Annotated in this window: 12 protein-coding genes; 8 read left to right on the top strand and 4 right to left on the bottom strand. The window is 59.8% G+C overall.

What is annotated here, in order from left to right; translation table 11 throughout:
* Window positions 1-27: 27 nt before the first annotated feature.
* From ACSQ36_RS07890 to ACSQ36_RS07875, 4 genes are all read right to left on the bottom strand, one after another.
* Window positions 28-1218 carry an LLM class flavin-dependent oxidoreductase gene (locus ACSQ36_RS07890; RefSeq protein ID WP_436181483.1) on the bottom strand — a complete coding sequence of 397 codons (1191 nt, stop codon included), beginning with the start codon at window positions 1216-1218 and terminating at the stop codon, window positions 28-30.
* Window positions 1219-1259: 41 nt separating this feature from the next.
* Window positions 1260-2528: an MFS transporter gene (locus ACSQ36_RS07885; RefSeq protein WP_436181482.1), complete on the bottom strand. Its 1269-nt coding sequence runs from the start codon at window positions 2526-2528 to the stop codon at window positions 1260-1262.
* 84 nt (window positions 2529-2612) lie between these two features.
* Window positions 2613-3914, bottom strand: a complete 1302-nt coding sequence (locus tag ACSQ36_RS07880) for an NtaA/DmoA family FMN-dependent monooxygenase (protein ID WP_436181481.1) — start codon at window positions 3912-3914, stop codon at window positions 2613-2615.
* A gap of 91 nt (window positions 3915-4005) precedes the next feature.
* Window positions 4006-4422, bottom strand: coding sequence for an OsmC family protein (locus tag ACSQ36_RS07875; RefSeq protein ID WP_436181480.1), 417 nt, complete (start codon window positions 4420-4422; stop codon window positions 4006-4008).
* 273 nt (window positions 4423-4695) lie between these two features.
* Here ACSQ36_RS07875 and ACSQ36_RS07870 point away from each other — a divergent pair, with 273 nt between their 5' ends.
* From ACSQ36_RS07870 to ACSQ36_RS07835, 8 genes are all read left to right on the top strand, one after another.
* Window positions 4696-6060, top strand: coding sequence for an aminotransferase class I/II-fold pyridoxal phosphate-dependent enzyme (locus ACSQ36_RS07870; RefSeq protein ID WP_436181479.1), 1365 nt, complete (start codon window positions 4696-4698; stop codon window positions 6058-6060).
* 513 nt (window positions 6061-6573) lie between these two features.
* Complete coding sequence (locus ACSQ36_RS07865) at window positions 6574-6735, top strand: hypothetical protein (protein ID WP_436181478.1); 162 nt, start codon at window positions 6574-6576, stop codon at window positions 6733-6735.
* Window positions 6736-7520: 785 nt separating this feature from the next.
* Window positions 7521-11345 carry a nitrate reductase subunit alpha gene (locus tag ACSQ36_RS07860; protein WP_436181477.1) on the top strand — a complete coding sequence of 1275 codons (3825 nt, stop codon included), beginning with the start codon at window positions 7521-7523 and terminating at the stop codon, window positions 11343-11345.
* Entirely contained in the window at window positions 11342-12883 is a 1542-nt protein-coding gene (narH, locus tag ACSQ36_RS07855) for a nitrate reductase subunit beta (RefSeq protein WP_436181476.1), read from the top strand. The genes ACSQ36_RS07860 and narH overlap by 4 nt, the downstream gene beginning before the upstream one ends.
* A gap of 1 nt (window position 12884) precedes the next feature.
* Window positions 12885-13565, top strand: a complete 681-nt coding sequence (gene narJ / locus ACSQ36_RS07850) for a nitrate reductase molybdenum cofactor assembly chaperone (protein WP_436181475.1) — start codon at window positions 12885-12887, stop codon at window positions 13563-13565.
* Window positions 13566-13635: 70 nt separating this feature from the next.
* Window positions 13636-14319 carry a respiratory nitrate reductase subunit gamma gene (gene narI / locus ACSQ36_RS07845; RefSeq protein WP_436181474.1) on the top strand — a complete coding sequence of 228 codons (684 nt, stop codon included), beginning with the start codon at window positions 13636-13638 and terminating at the stop codon, window positions 14317-14319.
* 15 nt (window positions 14320-14334) lie between these two features.
* A complete protein-coding gene (locus ACSQ36_RS07840; protein WP_436181473.1) occupies window positions 14335-15132 on the top strand; it encodes a peptidylprolyl isomerase in 798 nt (265 codons plus the stop codon).
* Window positions 15133-15265: 133 nt separating this feature from the next.
* The gene (locus ACSQ36_RS07835; RefSeq protein ID WP_436181472.1) at window positions 15266-16483 is read left to right on the top strand and encodes an MFS transporter; all 1218 of its coding nucleotides are present in this window, start codon (window positions 15266-15268) and stop codon (window positions 16481-16483) included.
* Window positions 16484-16503 lie beyond the last annotated feature (20 nt).

The raw sequence follows: 16503 nt of genomic DNA, 5'->3' as shown, positions 1-16503 counted from the left end.
GCCGGCCCGCGCCGTGGTTCCGAATTCTTACTCGTGCTTAAGCCTCAGTCCTCGCGCTCGGAGCAACGGCAGCACGTGCGCTGCGAAGAAATCCAGTTCGGGCGCGTAATCGTAGAAGCCAATCTGCGCGCCGTCGATGCCCGCTTCATGCAGTTTCTGCAGCGCGTCGGCCACGTCGTTGGGGTCGCCGATAATCTGGATGTGACCGCCGAGAATCCGGTCGGCCGGCACGTGTTCCTTCCATCCTTGCGCGTCGCCGCCCGAGTGACGCGCGGTGTACGCCCGAACCGACTCATAGTCGGCCTGCGCCAGGATTGCGTCGCGATACGCGAACGCCTCTTGCCGCGTCGGCTTGCAAATGACGAGGGGGAAAATGATAACTTTTGGCGAGCGCCCTGTGTCGGCATACGGTGCGCGAATCCGCTTCACATGCTCTGGTAGCGCCTCGATCGCACGCTCGAACACCGCCCCGGCCGGACTCGACGTGAACACCACGTCCGAATGCCGGGCTGCGTACTCGAAACCGGCCTGCGACGCGCTCGCCGACACCATGATCGGGCGGCCGTAGCGCGGCCGCGGCGACACGTATGCGTTTTCGAGTTGATAGAAGCGACCTTCATGGGTGACGTTTTCGCTGCCCTCCCACAAGGTCTCCATCACCGATGCGAACTCGTCCGCACGCTCATAGCGCTCGTCATGCGCGATCCGCTTCATCCCGAACATCAGCGGTTCGGCCGCATCGTAACCTGTCACGATATTCAGGCCGAACTTGCCGCCTGAAATGTGATCGGCGGTCGCCGCGAAGCGTGCGAGATGCAGCGGATGCCAGCTGCCATAAAGGATGTGTACTGTCGAGATCGTGATAATGCGCCTAGTCAACGCACTCAACGCGACGGTCGACATAAATGGATCGAGGAAGTTTTCCCGGTAACGTGAAGCACCACCGAAACCGCCCTTCGGCACCCATTGCTGCAGGCCGAACACGAAGTCGAAACCGTGCGATTCCGCTTTCAGCACCAAGGCACGGTTGTAGTCGAAGGTCCAGTCCGTGCCGCGCGGATAGGTCGATTGGGAAAAACCGCCGGTCTGCGTCGGCAGGAACAGGCCGAGCATCAGCGGCTCACGGCCGGCCTTCGACAGAGGGCTGTCCGGAAAATCGAGCGGGCCTTGCAGCGCCGGCGCGCGGGGTGTTGATTGTGCTTCTAGTTCTGTTGACATGACTCTTGCACCACGGGAAGAAAAGGATTTGCGGATGTCGGTCAGTCCGGCAGGCCGCGGCCGCGCGTTTCCGGCAGAAATAGCATTGCGACGACCCCGAGCAGGTAGATCGGAGCAAACCAGACGGCGACCTTGCCGAAGCCACCGAGCGCCGCGGCGAGTGTGCCGGCGGTGATGGCACCTGCCATCGCCAGATAGCGGGCACCGGAGAACACAATGCTGATAGCCGTGGCGCGGATTCGCGTCGGGAACAGTTCCGGCGTGTGGATTGCATACCAGCTATACAGGCCACCTGTGAAGAAGCCCGCGACCAATTGCGCGAGTGTCACAGCCTGCGCGGAACCGAGACCGGCGAACACTACCGGCACGATCAGCAGCGATCCGAGCAGGTAGACAATCGTTGTCGGGCGGCGTCCCCAGCTCTCCGCCAGGAAGCCCATCGCAATGCAGCCGACGATCTCGCCCAGGTTGTACAATGCGCCCGCCCATCCTGCCAGCGAAGCTGCGGTGCGCGGATCGTGTGCGAGGCTGCCGACGAAGGTCGGCAGAAAGGACGTCACCGCCCACCAGCCGCCAGTAATCGATATGGACACCGCGAGCGCGGCGACCAGATGCCTGCGGACCGCGGGCGTGGCAAAGAGCGCGAACGGTTTCGCGTCGTGTTGAGCCTTGCTCCATCGGGTCGACTCGGGAATGTGCCGGTACACGGCGAGGATAATTACAAGCGGCACGACCCCGAAGAGGTACATCCAGCGCCACGACAACCCGAGCGTCGAACCGATCAGCACCCACAAGCCGGATACAAGCAATCCACCGACCGAAAAACCGGCCTGCAGCAGCCCGGCTCCGCGCGTACGCCACTTCTCCGGCCACACTTCCTGCAGCAGCGACGTGCCGACGCCCCATTCCGCACCGATGCCCACACCCGTGATGAAACGCGCAAGCGCCAGCCATTCCCATGACGAAGCCAAAGCCGATGCGGTGGTCGCTATGCTATAGAGAGCGACGCCGAGAATCATCGTCCTCCGGCGGCCGATCCGGTCGCCCATCACGCCGCCAAGCACGCCACCCGTGGCCCAGCCCGCCAACGTGATCGTCACCAGGTATCCGAGATATCTCGCAAATGCATGGCCCACCTCTGGACGCAGCAATTCCGCCAGCGCGGGCCGCCCCGTCACGAGCAACACGAAGGTGTCATAGCCGTCCGCAATCCAGAATGTCGTGACGATTGCCAGTACGCCCCAGGCCTCTCGTGTAATCGAGGCCTGTGATGATGGGGAAACTTTTTTAACGGACTGGTTCGCGTACATATTTTTATATGGATTACTAATCTGTTAATGGAATATGAGTTTCGCAGATCACCAGGTCCACCAGCAACGTGCGAAATGCCTGCTCTAGAAAGCGATCAGGTTGTCCCTGAACCGCTCATGCTCGTAATGCGTACGCACCACGCCAAGACGCTGCAACGCGGGCACGAGGCCATCGGTGATCTCGGCGATGTAGCGCCGCGTTAGGTCCGGGTCCATCAGCAGGAAGCCGTCGCCGCCGACTTCATCGACGATTTCCGACAGCCGCGCGGCCACGTCCGACGCGGTACCGACCAGATTGACATCCGAGAGCATCTTGCCGCTGCCGCTAATCTCGCGCAGCGTACGGCCCGTGTACTGCGCGACGAGCGTCTGGTGGCCATTCGACTTTAGCTCCGGCAACGGCTCATCCAGATCGAACTTCGAGAAGTCGATCCCGCTCGTGCGCGACAGCGACGCGAGATGCGCGTCCAAGTGCCGCTCAGTGTCATCGAGCTGCGCGCGGCGGCGCAGCTCGGCGCTCTCTCGCGACCCGTCGACGATCGGCGTAATCAGGAACAACACCTTGATGCTGTCCGGGTCGCGCCCCGCCTCGCGTGCCTTCGCCCGGATGTCCTCGCGAAACGCCTTCATTGAGGCCACGCTGCGCGCGGTGCCAATGACCGTTTCGGCCCAGCGGGCTGCGAACTGGCGGCCACGCGGGGAACCACCGGCCTGGCAGATCACCGGTCGCCCCTGCGGCGAGCGCGGCGCACCGAGCGGTCCGCGCGAGCGGAAATATTTGCCCTCGAAGTAGACCGGCCGGACCTTTGACGAATCGGCGAAAATCTCGTTTTCCTGGTCCATCACGACGGCGTCCTCATCCCACGACTCCCAGAGCCGCGTGACGAGATCGGCATATTCGTCGGCCATCTCGTAGCGCTCATCGTGCGGATACTGACGCTCGAGCCCGAAATTCTGCGCACCGCCATCGTTGCTACCCGTCACGAGATTCCAACCGGCGCGGCCAAGGCTCACGTGGTCCAGCGTGTTCGTCAGGCGCGCGAGTTGGAACGGGTGATATTCAGTCGTCGAAAGCGTCGTCACGACGCCGAGGCGGCGCGTCGCCTGAATCAGGAACGACGCGAGCACGGCCGGATCGAGCTTCGGCGAATCGACCGCATAGCGCAGATAGGTATCGTGCGAATTGCCGTACGTGTAAGGGATGTTCGATGAATCCTCGATCATCACGTAGTCGAATGCGGCGCGCTCCAGCGCGCGCGAAAGATCGACGAACAGGTCGGGCGAAGTCCATCCCTTCGGGTTCGGGCCGCCCCACGGCAGCCGCCATGCTTTCGGGCCGTAGCCGCGGGAGATGAACCATGCGAGGTGAAACGGTTTGCGTGCCATGATTGCTTCAGGTCAGGTCAGGTCAGGTCAGGTCAGGTCAGGTCAGGTCAGGTCAGGTCAGGTCAGATCGGGCTGCGAGGTTGCAGAGGGTTTACGGGTATGCCTGGACCGCGACCGAAATCGGGCCGCCGCGCCGAACTGTGTTGTAGATCACGCAGCCACTGGTGAAGTGGTCGATCAGTTGCTGTGCCTCAGCCTGCGTGACGCCATATACGGCGACATCGATATGCACGCGCTCAAAGCGGGTCCGGTCTTCCGCATCGCGCACTGAGTCGACCGCCGCCGTGGCGTGCTTCACCGTCAGGTTCAATTCGCGGGCGGCCTTCTCGACGCTGCCGAGCGCGCACACGCCCAGCGCCGATAGCAGCAGTTCTGAGGGTTCTGTCGCGACTGTGTCGCCATCGCGCGCCGACGGTGAATCCGACGCGAAGAGGTTGCCGCGACTCTCTACCAGATAGCGTCCCGTGACACCGATGGTGGTCGTCGTTGCACTGCGTTGCTCGCTCATGAGTAGACATCCTTCCAAGATCAAAGAGGGGTTTCCGTGGCGAAATTAGATATGACCACGTCCGTTTATTCCAGTAACATATTCAGATATGTTTATCTCATAAAAATATGTTCACCAGCTCAGAGACTACCCACAATGGACCGTCGCAAACTGACCCGTACGACGAGACTCGCGGTAGACTGCCGTTCCCGGCGCGCTCTCAACGGCGGTAAGTCCCGTCCAGCGGGCCTTTCGGCCGGCACCGAGATTTGGCCACGACAATGGATTGATTGAATGACCGCTACAAAAAGCGCGCTTGAGAACCTGGATTCCGACACCGGCCAGCTGGCTGAGGCCGACTGGTTAGCCCGTTATGTTCAGACTGACGGCGGCGGCAATCTGGTCAACAGCATCCGGGATCTGATCCAGTCTGGACGGCTGCAGACCGGCGCACGCCTGCCGACCGTGCGCATACTGGGCTCCCTTCTAGGCGTCAGCCCGGCGACGGTCGCCGGTGCCTGGTCCCGGCTGCGTGAACTCGGTCTGATCGAAACGCGCCGCCGCGGTGGGACGGTCGTGACGGACCTCGGCGCACGGGTCGCTGTGCGCCCAGAGGCTCGCGACGAACAATCGTGGGATTTGGCGCAGGGCCTCATCGATTACTCGCTGCTGCCCGATCTCGGCCAGGCGTTGCTGGCCGGGTTGCAGGAATCGTCGGTTCATCGCGCGTCGAAAGAACACGCGATCCCAAGCCTGGTGGCCGCAGTGAGCCCGACGTGGCCGTTTCAGCCGGAAGCATGGAGTACTGCAGGAAGCGGCACCGAAGGTACACTGCTCGCAATCCAGGCAGCGGCCGGCGAACGAAGCGTCATCGCCATCGAGTCGCCGACCAGTCCCCGGCTGCTGGATATCTGTGCGGCGCTCGGGCTTGAGCTGATTGCCGTTGCATGCGACGAAAGCGGTCCCACGCCCGAGTCACTGCGCGAAGCCCTGACACGGCAACCGGCAGCATTCGTCTATCAGCCGCGCGCACAGGTGCCGCTTGGCCATGCGGTCAACGCGGCGCGATTGAGTGAATTGGCTCTGGAATTGAAGCGCAGCCCGGACACCCAGATCGTCGAGGACGATTTCATCGGTATGCTCTCTCAAGCCACGGCGCCAAGCATGGGGGTGCTTCTTCAGGACCGGACACTGTTGGTGCGCGGGTATTGCAACACATACGGAATCGATCTTCGCACCTGCGTGATCGGCGGTTCGTCCAGACTCGTGGATCGGGTTCGACGCCTGCGCAGCTTCGGCGCCGCGATGAACAGCAGGATTCTCCAGGGCGCGCTCGCATGGCTACTGCGCGACGAGCGAACTGGTACCGCCGTCGCCAACGCCCGGCAACGCTACGCCGCGCGCCGCCAGAACCTTCTCATGCTGCTGCGGGCACGAGGATTGACTGTGCAGGGTAACGACGGCCTGAACCTGTGGGTATCGGTGGCTCGCGAAGAAGCAGCAATCGTCTCACTGGCCGCACATGGCATTTCGGTTGGAAGTGGAAGCCGCTGCCATGTAGGTCAAAAGACAGGTGAATTCCTCCGCCTGTCCACTGCCCGCTTACCCGACGATATCAAAGCACTTGAACAGATCGCAGACCGGTTTGATGAGATATAGGGCAGTCCGACGGTCAAGACCCTACCCAATTAGCAGCGCTTATTGCCGCGAGGTTCGCCCTGCGTTTTGCCCGATGAATCATGTGGACCGCAAACCCGCCCCGTGTGGTGCATGTTAAAATTGGTCACCTTTCCGTCACATTGGCGACAATGCCCTGCGATTCATGCAAGCAACTACTCACGCAGGAAGGAACTGCCCCGCCCCACTCCGCGCTTACGCCCATCGGCACCCCCGGGAAGCTGCGACCGATGCTGCGCCGATCTGTTCTTATTAACCGGTACCGCTGCTGTACATGCGAGGCAAACTGGATCCACGAGGTCGACTCAGAGCCCACCGGCAACAGGCATTGGATCTGTCTGGGCGGTGCTACCAGTATTCTCGAACCCGACCAATTGCGGAGCCTGACCTCCGAGGTCGCCTCCGACGCCGGGCACCTCAGCGCTCACTGAAGATATCAAGGTTCCATGGATCCATAGCGGAATCCTCAATCGCTTCGATCAGGAAGTGCCCGGCGTGACCCTCGAATTCCTTCCATTGAATACGCCGACCCAGATCGCCGCACTTGTCGACGACTGCGTCGATGGTGGGTTCGTCTATCTGCTGAACGGGACATCCGATATCTGGTCGGCGAATGCCGCAACGCAGGACTCGTTCTTGACGTCGTGCCGGAAGTGACGACGGAAACACCAATCCTTTCCCTTGTTTCGACCGGCATCGGTGCGGCCAATCGTGCGCGGCCACCGGCCCTCGTGCGACTGCTCAATTTGGCCGATCGCGCTGCCGATGGTGTTCATGCACCGGCAACAGAACGCGAACCTGGCGCTCGCGCGGCTTGCGGAACGACGTCGCCAACTTGCCGATACCTCTCCCGACCGACCGGTCCCCCTTTCTATTACCAGCATGATGTCGATCCGTCCTGCGAGCTGATGTCGACCCGCCAGTATCCGCCAACGAAAGCGACGAATGCCACGCAGACGGCCACACAGCACGCACATGCGACCACCTCTCATCCCCACAACGCCAAGCGGCCATCATGCTTTCATCCGAAGGCCCGCGGCAGCGCTGCCCGCTCGCTGGTGACCAAAGGTGCCGTGCTGCGACCTCCAAGCGGCGCATTGAGTCATATAACGTCTTGTACGTATCATCCGAATCAGGTCCTGCTGAAGCGATGATGAAAAGGCTCACTCCCGCAATTCCCTTCGGGAGCTCTGGCATTACCAAACCGAAATTCCTGGTAGCTTGACCTAGATCAAGCTGCAACGGCATTGTTGCGTCAACATATATCACAATGCGATGTATCTCTCTTCTGACCCATGCCACATCGCCCGGTAAATGAGCCCTGCTCTTCGTAGACCATCGTCTCAAACTGGAAATGTTACTGATTGGGTTTTCACTAAATCGAAGTCCTGAAGTGCTTAAACTCAGATCGCGTACTTGCTGGAAATAAACCGGGAGACTGGATGAGCCACTTTATTGATCGCCTGAAATACTTCTCCACATCGAGGCCGACGTTTTCCGAAGGCCACGGTATGACCACGCAGGAAGATCGCGGGTGGGAGAACGTCTATCGGCAACGATGGCAGCATGACAAGATCGTCCGCTCCACCCATGGCGTCAACTGCACGGGTTCGTGTTCGTGGAAGATTTATGTCAAAAGCGGCATTGTCGCCTGGGAAACGCAGCAAACCGACTATCCACGCACCCGTCCAGATATGCCCAATCACGAACCGCGCGGCTGTTCGCGCGGGGCATCGTATTCCTGGTATCTCTACAGTGCCAATCGCCTTAAATATCCGCTGATTCGCAGCACACTGTTGCGGCAATGGCGCGAAAAGCGCCTGACACTCGCGCCAGTCGAGGCGTGGGGCGCGATCGTCGATGATCAGGTGGCTCGCGCGTCCTATACGCGACGTCGCGGTCTGGGTGGTTTCGTCCGTTCCAACTGGGACGAAGTCAACGAAATCATTGCTGCTGCGAACATTCATACCATCAAGCGCCACGGCCCGGACCGGGTGGTCGGCTTTTCGCCGATTCCTGCGATGTCGATGGTCTCGTACGCCGCAGGTAGTCGCTACCTGTCGTTGATCGGAGGGGTCAATCTAAGCTTTTACGATTGGTACTGCGATCTGCCACCTGCATCGCCGCAAACGTGGGGTGAGCAAACCGACGTTCCTGAATCGGCCGACTGGTACAACTCCACATTCATCATGATGTGGGGGTCCAACGTGCCGCAAACGCGTACGCCCGACGCGCATTTCATGACCGAAGTCCGGTATCGCGGCACCAAGGTCGTATCGATCTTTCCGGACTACGCCGAAGGCGCCAAGTTTGGCGACATCTGGCTGCATCCGAAGCAAGGCACCGACGCGGCACTGGGTCTGGCGATGGGCCATGTCGTGCTCAAGGAATTCCACGTCTCGGGCAAGAGCGCGTATTTCTCGGACTACTGCCGACGCTTTACCGACATGCCATTGCTGGTACGCATCGTCAAGCAGGGCGACCACTTCGTGCCTGAACGTCTGCTGAGATCGGGAGAGTTCGACGAAGCGCTCGGCCAGGATAACAACGCCGCCTGGAAGACCGTCGCGTTCGATGAGTTGAGCGGAAAACTCGTGACACCGGTCGGCTCAATCGGCTTTCGCTGGGGACAAAAAGAAGGCGGCGACGCAGGTAAATGGAACCTGAAAGAAGAGGATGTTCTGGGCCACCCGATCCGGCCCGTCATGTCGTTTGTGGCGGAGCATGACGAGGCTATCGACATTGCTTTCCCCTATTTCGGCAACGTCGAACACACTCACTTCACGTATACCGGCCATGCCAGCGTGTTGCCACGTCGCATCGGCATACGCAAGGTCACGACCCGCGATGGCGAAGTGCGGGTCGCCACGGTCTACGACCTGTTCATTGCCAACTATGGCGTAGACCAGGGACTGGGCGGTACGAATGTCGCGGCCAGTTTTGACGACGACGTCCCCTACACACCAGCCTGGCAGGAAAGAATCACGGGCGTCAGCCGACACGACGTCATCACCGTCGCGCGCGAGTTTGCCGAGAACGCCCATAAGACCGAGGGCAAATCGATGGTGATCCTCGGCGCCGGCTTGAACCATTGGTTCAACATGGATATGAGCTATCGCTCGATCATCAATCTGCTGGTCATGTGCGGCTGCATCGGCAAATCCGGCGGTGGCTGGTCACACTACGTCGGCCAGGAGAAATTACGGCCACAGACCGGTTGGCTGCCGCTCGCGTTCGCGACCGATTGGCACAGGCCGCCGCGCTTCATGAACGGTACTTCGTTTTTCTACGCGCACACCGATCAGTGGCGCTATGAAACGATGAAGGTGACCGAGTTGCTTTCGCCGCTGGTCGATGGCAAACAATTTGATAACAGTCCCATCGATTACAACGTGCGGGCCGAGCGGATGGGGTGGTTGCCGTCCGCGCCGCAATTCAAGACCAACCCGCTCGAGGTTGGCCGGGCGGCGGCCGGATCAGACGCTTCTGCCTATGTGGCGAAAGGACTCAAAGACGGTTCGCTTGAGATGTCATGCGTCGATCCCGATGCACCGGAGAACTTCCCGAGAAACCTGTTTGTCTGGCGCTCGAACCTGCTCGGCTCATCGGGTAAAGGACACGAGTATTTTCTCAAGCATCTGCTTGGTGCCGAGCATGGTGTACAGGGGAAAGATCTGGGCACAAGCGCCGGCATCCTGCCAAACGAAGTGAAATGGCACGAGAAAGCCCCCGAGGGCAAGCTCGACCTGGTCGTGACATTGGACTTCAGGATGTCCACCACGTGTCTGTATTCGGACATCGTGTTGCCGACTGCGACCTGGTATGAAAAGGACGATATGAACACGTCCGACATGCACCCGTTCATCCATCCTCTATCCGCGGCAGTCGATCCCGCGTGGCAATCCAAAAGCGACTGGGATATCTATAAAGGCATCGCGCAGAAATTCTCGGAACTGACGGCAGGTCATCTGGGCATCGAACACGACGTCGTATTGTCGCCGCTCCAACACGACAGCCCAGGGGAAATCGCGCAAACCGACGGAATTGCGGACTGGGGCCGCGGCGAATGTGAACCCATTCCAGGCAAGACCATGGCGAGCGTCGCTACCGTCGAGCGGGATTATCCGAATACCTACCGAAAATTCACGTCGGTGGGACCGCTGCTCGATTCGCTCGGCAATGGCGGCAAAGGCATTACCTGGCAAACCGGCGAGGAAATCGAGCAACTGCGGGCCTTGAATCGTCCCGTCACGGACGAGGGCATATCGCATGGGCGCCCGCAAATTCTTTCGGCGATTGACGCTGCCGAAGTCATTCTGTCGCTGGCCCCGGAAACCAACGGCGCCGTTGCCGTCAAAGCGTGGCAGGCATTGTCGGCACTCACCGGCACCGATCACACCCACCTCTCGCGCGCCCGTGAAGATGAAAAAATCCGATTTCGCGATATCCAGGCACAGCCGCGCAAGATCATTTCATCGCCAACCTGGAGCGGCATCGAATCCGAACACGTTTCGTATAGCGCCAGCTACACGAACGTGCATGAGTTGATCCCATGGCGCACCCTCTCGGGACGTCAGCAGCTCTACCAAGACCACAGGTGGATGCGCGATTTTGGCGAGTCGCTATGCGTCTACAAGCCGCCTATCGACACGCGCAGCACCGAGGGTATGGCGGGTAGCCGCTCGAACGGCAACCTTGAGATCGCCCTGAATTTCCTGACGCCTCATCAGAAATGGGGCATACACAGCACCTACACCGACAATCTGTTGATGCTGACGCTGTCGCGCGGTGGCCCGATCGTCTGGATATCGGAGATCGACGCCAGAAAAATAGGCGTGGTCGATAACGACTGGATCGAAGCCTTCAATTTGAATGGCGCATTGACGGCCCGTGCGGTCGTAAGCCAGCGCATCCCGGTGGGCGCGGTCCTGATGTACCACGCGCAGGAAAAAATCATCAACACGCCGGGCTCCGAAGTCACGGGGGTACGTGGCATCCACAACTCCGTGACCCGCATCATGCCCAAACCGACCCACATGATCGGCGGCTATGCACAGCTCTCTTATGGCTTCAATTATTACGGCACGGTCGGCTCCAATCGCGACGAATTCGTGATCGTTCGAAAAATGAATACGGTCGACTGGAAGGATGAGTCGACGCCCGCATCGGTGCTCTCGGCAGCCGAGGCCGCCCGCCATCAACACACACTCGCCCACGGTGCGCCAACGCTCGCGATGGCGGATGACGAGTCTGGAGAGAAGTCATGAAAATCCGCGCGCAGATCGGCATGGTGATGAACCTGGACAAATGCATCGGTTGCCACACCTGTTCGGTTACTTGCAAAAACGTCTGGACCTCGCGTGAAGGCATGGAATACGCCTGGTTCAACAACGTCGAGACCAAGCCTGGCATGGGCTACCCCAAGGATTGGGAAAACCAGGATCGCTGGAACGGCGGCTGGAAGCGCAAGACCAATGGGAAGATCGAGCTTCGCGCCGGCAGCAAGTGGCGTGTGCTGGCCAATATTTTTGGCAATCCGAATCTGCCGGAAATCGATGACTATTACGAACCCTTCACCTTCGACTACGCACACTTGCACGATGCGCCGGACGTCAAGGTCGGACCGGTCGCCCGGCCACGTTCGCTGATCACCGGCGAGCGGATGGAGAAAATCGAATGGGGGCCGAACTGGGAAGAAATTCTGGGTGGCGAGTTTGAAAAGCGCAAGCAAGACTACAACTTTGATCAGGTGCAGACCGACATCTACGGAGAGTTCGAGAACACCTTCATGATGTACCTGCCTCGCCTCTGCGAGCACTGCCTGAATCCCGCCTGCGTGGCCTCCTGCCCTTCCGGTGCGATCTACAAGCGCGAGGAGGATGGCATCGTCTTGATCGATCAGGACAAGTGCCGGGGTTGGCGCATGTGTGTGTCGGGATGCCCTTACAAGAAAATCTATTACAACTGGCAAAGCGGCAAGTCGGAGAAATGCATTTTCTGCTATCCGCGCATCGAGGCAGGCCAACCCACGGTGTGCTCGGAAACCTGCGTCGGACGGATTCGCTATCTCGGCGTCCTGCTGTACGACGCCGACCGGATCGAGGAAGCCGCCTCTGTCAAGGACCCGCAGGACCTGTACGAAGCGCAGCTCTCGATCTTTCTCGATCCGAACGACCCGGCCGTGCGTGAACAGGCCGCTCGCGATGGTGTACCGGACAACTGGCTCGAAGCAGCCCGGCACTCGCCCGTGTACAAAATGGCTATGGAATGGAAGATCGCCTTTCCGCTGCACCCCGAATACCGGACCTTGCCGATGGTCTGGTACGTGCCGCCCCTATCGCCGATCAATTCGGCCACCAATGATGGGCGCTTGCCCATGAAAGGGTTATTGCCCGACGTCGATTCACTGCGCATCCCGCTACGCTATCTGGCCAATCTACTCACGGCCGGACGCGAAGCACCCGTGCGTCTTGCACTCAAGCGGATGCTGGCGATGCGTGCCTTCATGCGCGAGCGCCACGTCGAGCGCCGCGAAAGCCCCGCATTGCTTGCCGAAGTCGGCCTGGACACAGCGCAAGTCGACGAGATGTACCGCTACCTGGCCATTGCGAACTACGAAGATCGTTTCGTGATTCCGACCGCACATCGCGAATATGCCGAGGATGCATTCGATCTGCGTGCGTCGTGCGGTTTCTCGTTCGGCAACGGCTGCTCGGACGGCACCACCGAAACCAGTCTGTTCGGGGGACGCAAAGGCATCAACAAGGAACGAAAAACGATTCCGATACGCGCGGCGGGTCAATGAAATGACAGACGACCGCCAGATCTTCAGCATGTTGAGCGCCCTGCTCGACTATCCGGACGCCGCGCTCATTGAGGCGCTCACCGAGATTCGGATAGCAATAACGGGGCATCGTGCCTTTGCGCCAGCCACACGCTCGGGCTTGATCGCGTTGGTAGACCGGCTGGCAACGCGAGCGCTGCTGGACCTGCAGGAAGAGTACGTGGAAACCTTCGATCGCGGCCGGGCTACGTCGCTTTACCTGTTCGAACACATCCATGGTGAATCGCGTGAGCGGGGGCAGGCGATGGTCGACCTGCTGGCCATGTACGAAGCGAAAGGACTGTTTCTCGGTAGCGGCGAGTTGCCCGACTATCTACCGGTCTTCCTGGAATTTCTGGGGCAGGAGTCTCCCGCCAAAGCCCGATCGCTGCTCGCTGAAATCGCCGACATCAACCGGCGAATCGCAACGAAGCTCGCCGAGCTCGGTAGCGCTTATTTTGCAGTCGTCGCCGCATTGTTGCCGCTCGCAGGCGAGGCACCGCTGGACGTCGCCGCGCCTGCAAAAGTCGTGGAGCAGGCGATTGACAGCGAGGCACTCGATCGCGAGTGGCAGGACGAGCCGGTGAGTTTTCTGGGGGCACCAGCCCCGGTTTCCAGCCAACCTCAGCCGATTCAGTTTTACGACAAAAGGCCGCCGCGGTAGCCCGAGAACACATGACTACCGTGTTGAACTGCCACCTGTTCAAAAATAGGATTTTCGCTGGAGACGCCTCATGAATCAGCCCGTCATCAATTCGCTGTTGTTTGGCATCTATCCCTACATCTGCCTCGCTATCTGGCTGCTCGGCAGTCTGATCCGCTTCGACCGCGAACAGTACACGTGGAAAAGCGATTCGTCGCAACTGCTCAGACGCCGCCAATTGCGCCTGGGTAGCAATCTGTTTCATATCGGCGTGCTGATCGTCATCGCTGGCCATTTCGCCGGCTTTCTGGCGCCACACTGGATGGTGTCGCCCTTTCTCAATGCGTCTCAACATCAGTTTATTGCGATGGCGGCGGGGGGAAGCGCGGGCATCGTCGCAATCATCGGGCTTTCGATTCTGCTGTATCGACGATTGTCGGACCCGCGAATTCGCATCAATAGTGCGCACGCGGATATCCTGGTCCTTGTCATTCTGTGGCTACAGCTGGCGCTCGGACTGTCCACCGTCCCGCTTTCACTGGCCCATATGGACGGCGTCATGTTCGAAACGCTGAGCACCTACGTCAAAGGGATTGTCACGTTTCAACCGGTCGCGGGTCTTCTTGCTCCCGTGCCGCTTGTCTACAAGATCCATATCGCACTGGGCTTCACGATCTTTCTGATTTCGCCGTTCACGCGCCTTGTGCATATCTGGAGTGGCATGGCCACCGTCGGCTATCTGTTTCGGCCTCACCAGATCGTGCGCAAGCGCTAACGCAGGGGAATCTCTATGACTTCAAACACGATTGGCTCATCGGCGACCGCCGAGACAGTCGAGCTCAGCGTCAACGGCGTTGTCATCGACGCTGCCGCGATCGATGCTGAATCCGCCTCCCATCCAGAGGAAACCGATCCCGACTATGCCGCGCGCCGGGCGCTAGTCGTACGCGAACTGCTGACCCAGCGCGCCGTCACACTGGGTTTGCTGATAGCGGGCACCGACCTTGACGATCAGACCACAGACCGTCTTCTGGAAATAGAATGCATAACGCCCCTGCCGTCCGATGAGGAATGTCAACGTTACTACGCAGCCAACGCGCAGAAGGTCCGCAGTCCGGATCTGGTTTTCGCGCGCCACATTCTCTTCGCGCTGACGGACAAGGCAGCCATGACCCACGTGCGCAGCCGCGCCGAAGAGGCGCATCGCGAACTCGTGCAGCACCCCGAGCGCTTCGAGGCACTCGCCCAGACCTTGTCGAATTGCCCGTCCGGCCAGGTCGGCGGGAACCTCGGCCAGTTGACTCGCGGCGAGAGTGTGCCGGAGTTCGAGAAGGCGATTTTTGAGACTAGCCACATTGGCTTGCTGCCGGGGCTCGTCAATACACGTTACGGCTTTCATATCGTGTCGGTGGAGCGCCGCATCGCAGGCCTCGCGCTACCGTTCGAAGCGGCGCGGGAAACCATCGCTCGCTATCTCCAGGAGCACGTCAGGCATAAATCGATTCAGCAATATCTGACTCTGTTGGCTTCGAGCGCTGAGCTGCGCGGCATCGCACTGGATGTACGCCCTGGTCTGCTGCTGCAATAGCGCCCGGCGCGCAAGCAGTTACGCTTGATAAACAGGAAATGAACACTGCGCTAACCATGCCGATCGATGTTGCCTCATGCGGCATCATTGCCGCACCTGATCTGGAGTATTTATGAGTTCATCGAGAAGTCCGATGTTGGTCTTATGTGTCACGACGCTCGCCTTTATGGTCTGCTTCGTGGTCTGGATGATGTTCGGCGTGATCGGTATCCAGTTACGCACCGATCTGGGCCTGAACAGCACCGAGTTTGGGTTGCTGACAGCGACGCCTGTGCTGACCGGTGCGCTGTTGCGCTTACCGCTGGGCATCTGGACTGACCGCTTTGGCGGTCGCGTGGTGATGACCACCTTACTGGTCCTATGTGCGATCCCGGTGTTTCTGATTTCCTACGCGACGGCCTTGTGGCAATTTCTCGCAATCGGCTTGTTTCTCGGCGCCGTCGGCGCCTCGTTCGCCGTGGGTACGCCCTATGTCGCTCGCTTCTTCCCGCCTGAAAAGCGTGGCTTCGCCATGGGATTCTTTGGTGCCGGCACGGTCGGTGCAGCCGTGAATCTGTTCATCACCCCGACGCTACAGGCGACCTATGGCTGGCGAGCCGTTCCGAAGATCTATGCGGTTGCGCTCTTGGTCACGGCGGCCATTTTCTGCCTGGGGTCCGCTACCGACCCGGGAGCAGGCAAAACCTCCGGGTCCTGGACCAAGCAGTTCCTGGTATTGAAAGACCCGAAGGTCTGGAAGTACTGCCAATACTATTCGATTTGTTTTGGTGGCTTCACCGCCCTGTCGTTGTGGATTCCGCAGTATCTGAAGGGCGAATTTGGACTGTCGGTCGTAGCGGCCTCCGCATTAGCGGTCGGATTCTCGCTGCCCGGATCGGTGTTGCGCGCGCTCGGCGGCAGCCTCGCCGACCGTCTCGGTGCGCACAAAGTGACGTGGTGGGGCTTATGGGTCGCATGGGTATGTTTGTTTCTGCTGTCGTATCCCGATACGAACTTTGTTGTGAGCACAATCGGTGGACCGCGTAGCTTCCATATTCATCTCGGGTTGCCTGTGTTTATTGGATTGTTGTTCGTGCTGGGTGTTGTATTTGCGTTCGGCATGGCGTCCACGTTCAAGTATGTCGCCGACGACTTCCCGCAGCAAATGGGTGTCGTGACGGGCATCGTTGGACTGGCCGGCGGCCTCGGCGGATTTTTGCTGCCGATCCTGTTCGGCACCCTCCTCGATTGGCTGGGCGTGCGCTCGAGCTGCTTCATGCTGCTCTATGGAATCGTCTGGGTATCCCTCATCCTGCTTTATCAATCCAGTGTCAGGCGGGTGCGAATCGATGGCCAAACCAGTACCCCTTAAGTGGTCAGCATGGGCCTCGA

It is taken from the genome of Caballeronia sp. LjRoot34 (assembly GCF_964253815.1).
GTDB lineage: Bacteria > Pseudomonadota > Gammaproteobacteria > Burkholderiales > Burkholderiaceae > Caballeronia.
Note: the sequence above shows the minus strand (reverse complement) of the source record. Positions and strands in the feature narration are given on the sequence as shown.

What these genes read in the sequence shown, in the direction of transcription:
- ACSQ36_RS07890 (WP_436181483.1), bottom strand. Translation starts at nt 1,218, where the DNA reads ATGTCAACAGAACTAGAAGCACAATCAACACCCCGCGCGCCGGCGCTG.
- ACSQ36_RS07885 (WP_436181482.1), bottom strand. Translation starts at nt 2,528, where the DNA reads ATGTACGCGAACCAGTCCGTTAAAAAAGTTTCCCCATCATCACAGGCC.
- ACSQ36_RS07875 (WP_436181480.1), bottom strand. Translation starts at nt 4,422, where the DNA reads ATGAGCGAGCAACGCAGTGCAACGACGACCACCATCGGTGTCACGGGA.
- ACSQ36_RS07870 (WP_436181479.1), top strand. Translation starts at nt 4,696, where the DNA reads ATGACCGCTACAAAAAGCGCGCTTGAGAACCTGGATTCCGACACCGGC.
- narH (WP_436181476.1), top strand. Translation starts at nt 11,342, where the DNA reads ATGAAAATCCGCGCGCAGATCGGCATGGTGATGAACCTGGACAAATGC.
- ACSQ36_RS07880 (WP_436181481.1), bottom strand. Translation starts at nt 3,914, where the DNA reads ATGGCACGCAAACCGTTTCACCTCGCATGGTTCATCTCCCGCGGCTAC.
- ACSQ36_RS07860 (WP_436181477.1), top strand. Translation starts at nt 7,521, where the DNA reads ATGAGCCACTTTATTGATCGCCTGAAATACTTCTCCACATCGAGGCCG.
- narI (WP_436181474.1), top strand. Translation starts at nt 13,636, where the DNA reads ATGAATCAGCCCGTCATCAATTCGCTGTTGTTTGGCATCTATCCCTAC.
- ACSQ36_RS07835 (WP_436181472.1), top strand. Translation starts at nt 15,266, where the DNA reads ATGTTGGTCTTATGTGTCACGACGCTCGCCTTTATGGTCTGCTTCGTG.
- narJ (WP_436181475.1), top strand. Translation starts at nt 12,885, where the DNA reads ATGACAGACGACCGCCAGATCTTCAGCATGTTGAGCGCCCTGCTCGAC.
- ACSQ36_RS07840 (WP_436181473.1), top strand. Translation starts at nt 14,335, where the DNA reads ATGACTTCAAACACGATTGGCTCATCGGCGACCGCCGAGACAGTCGAG.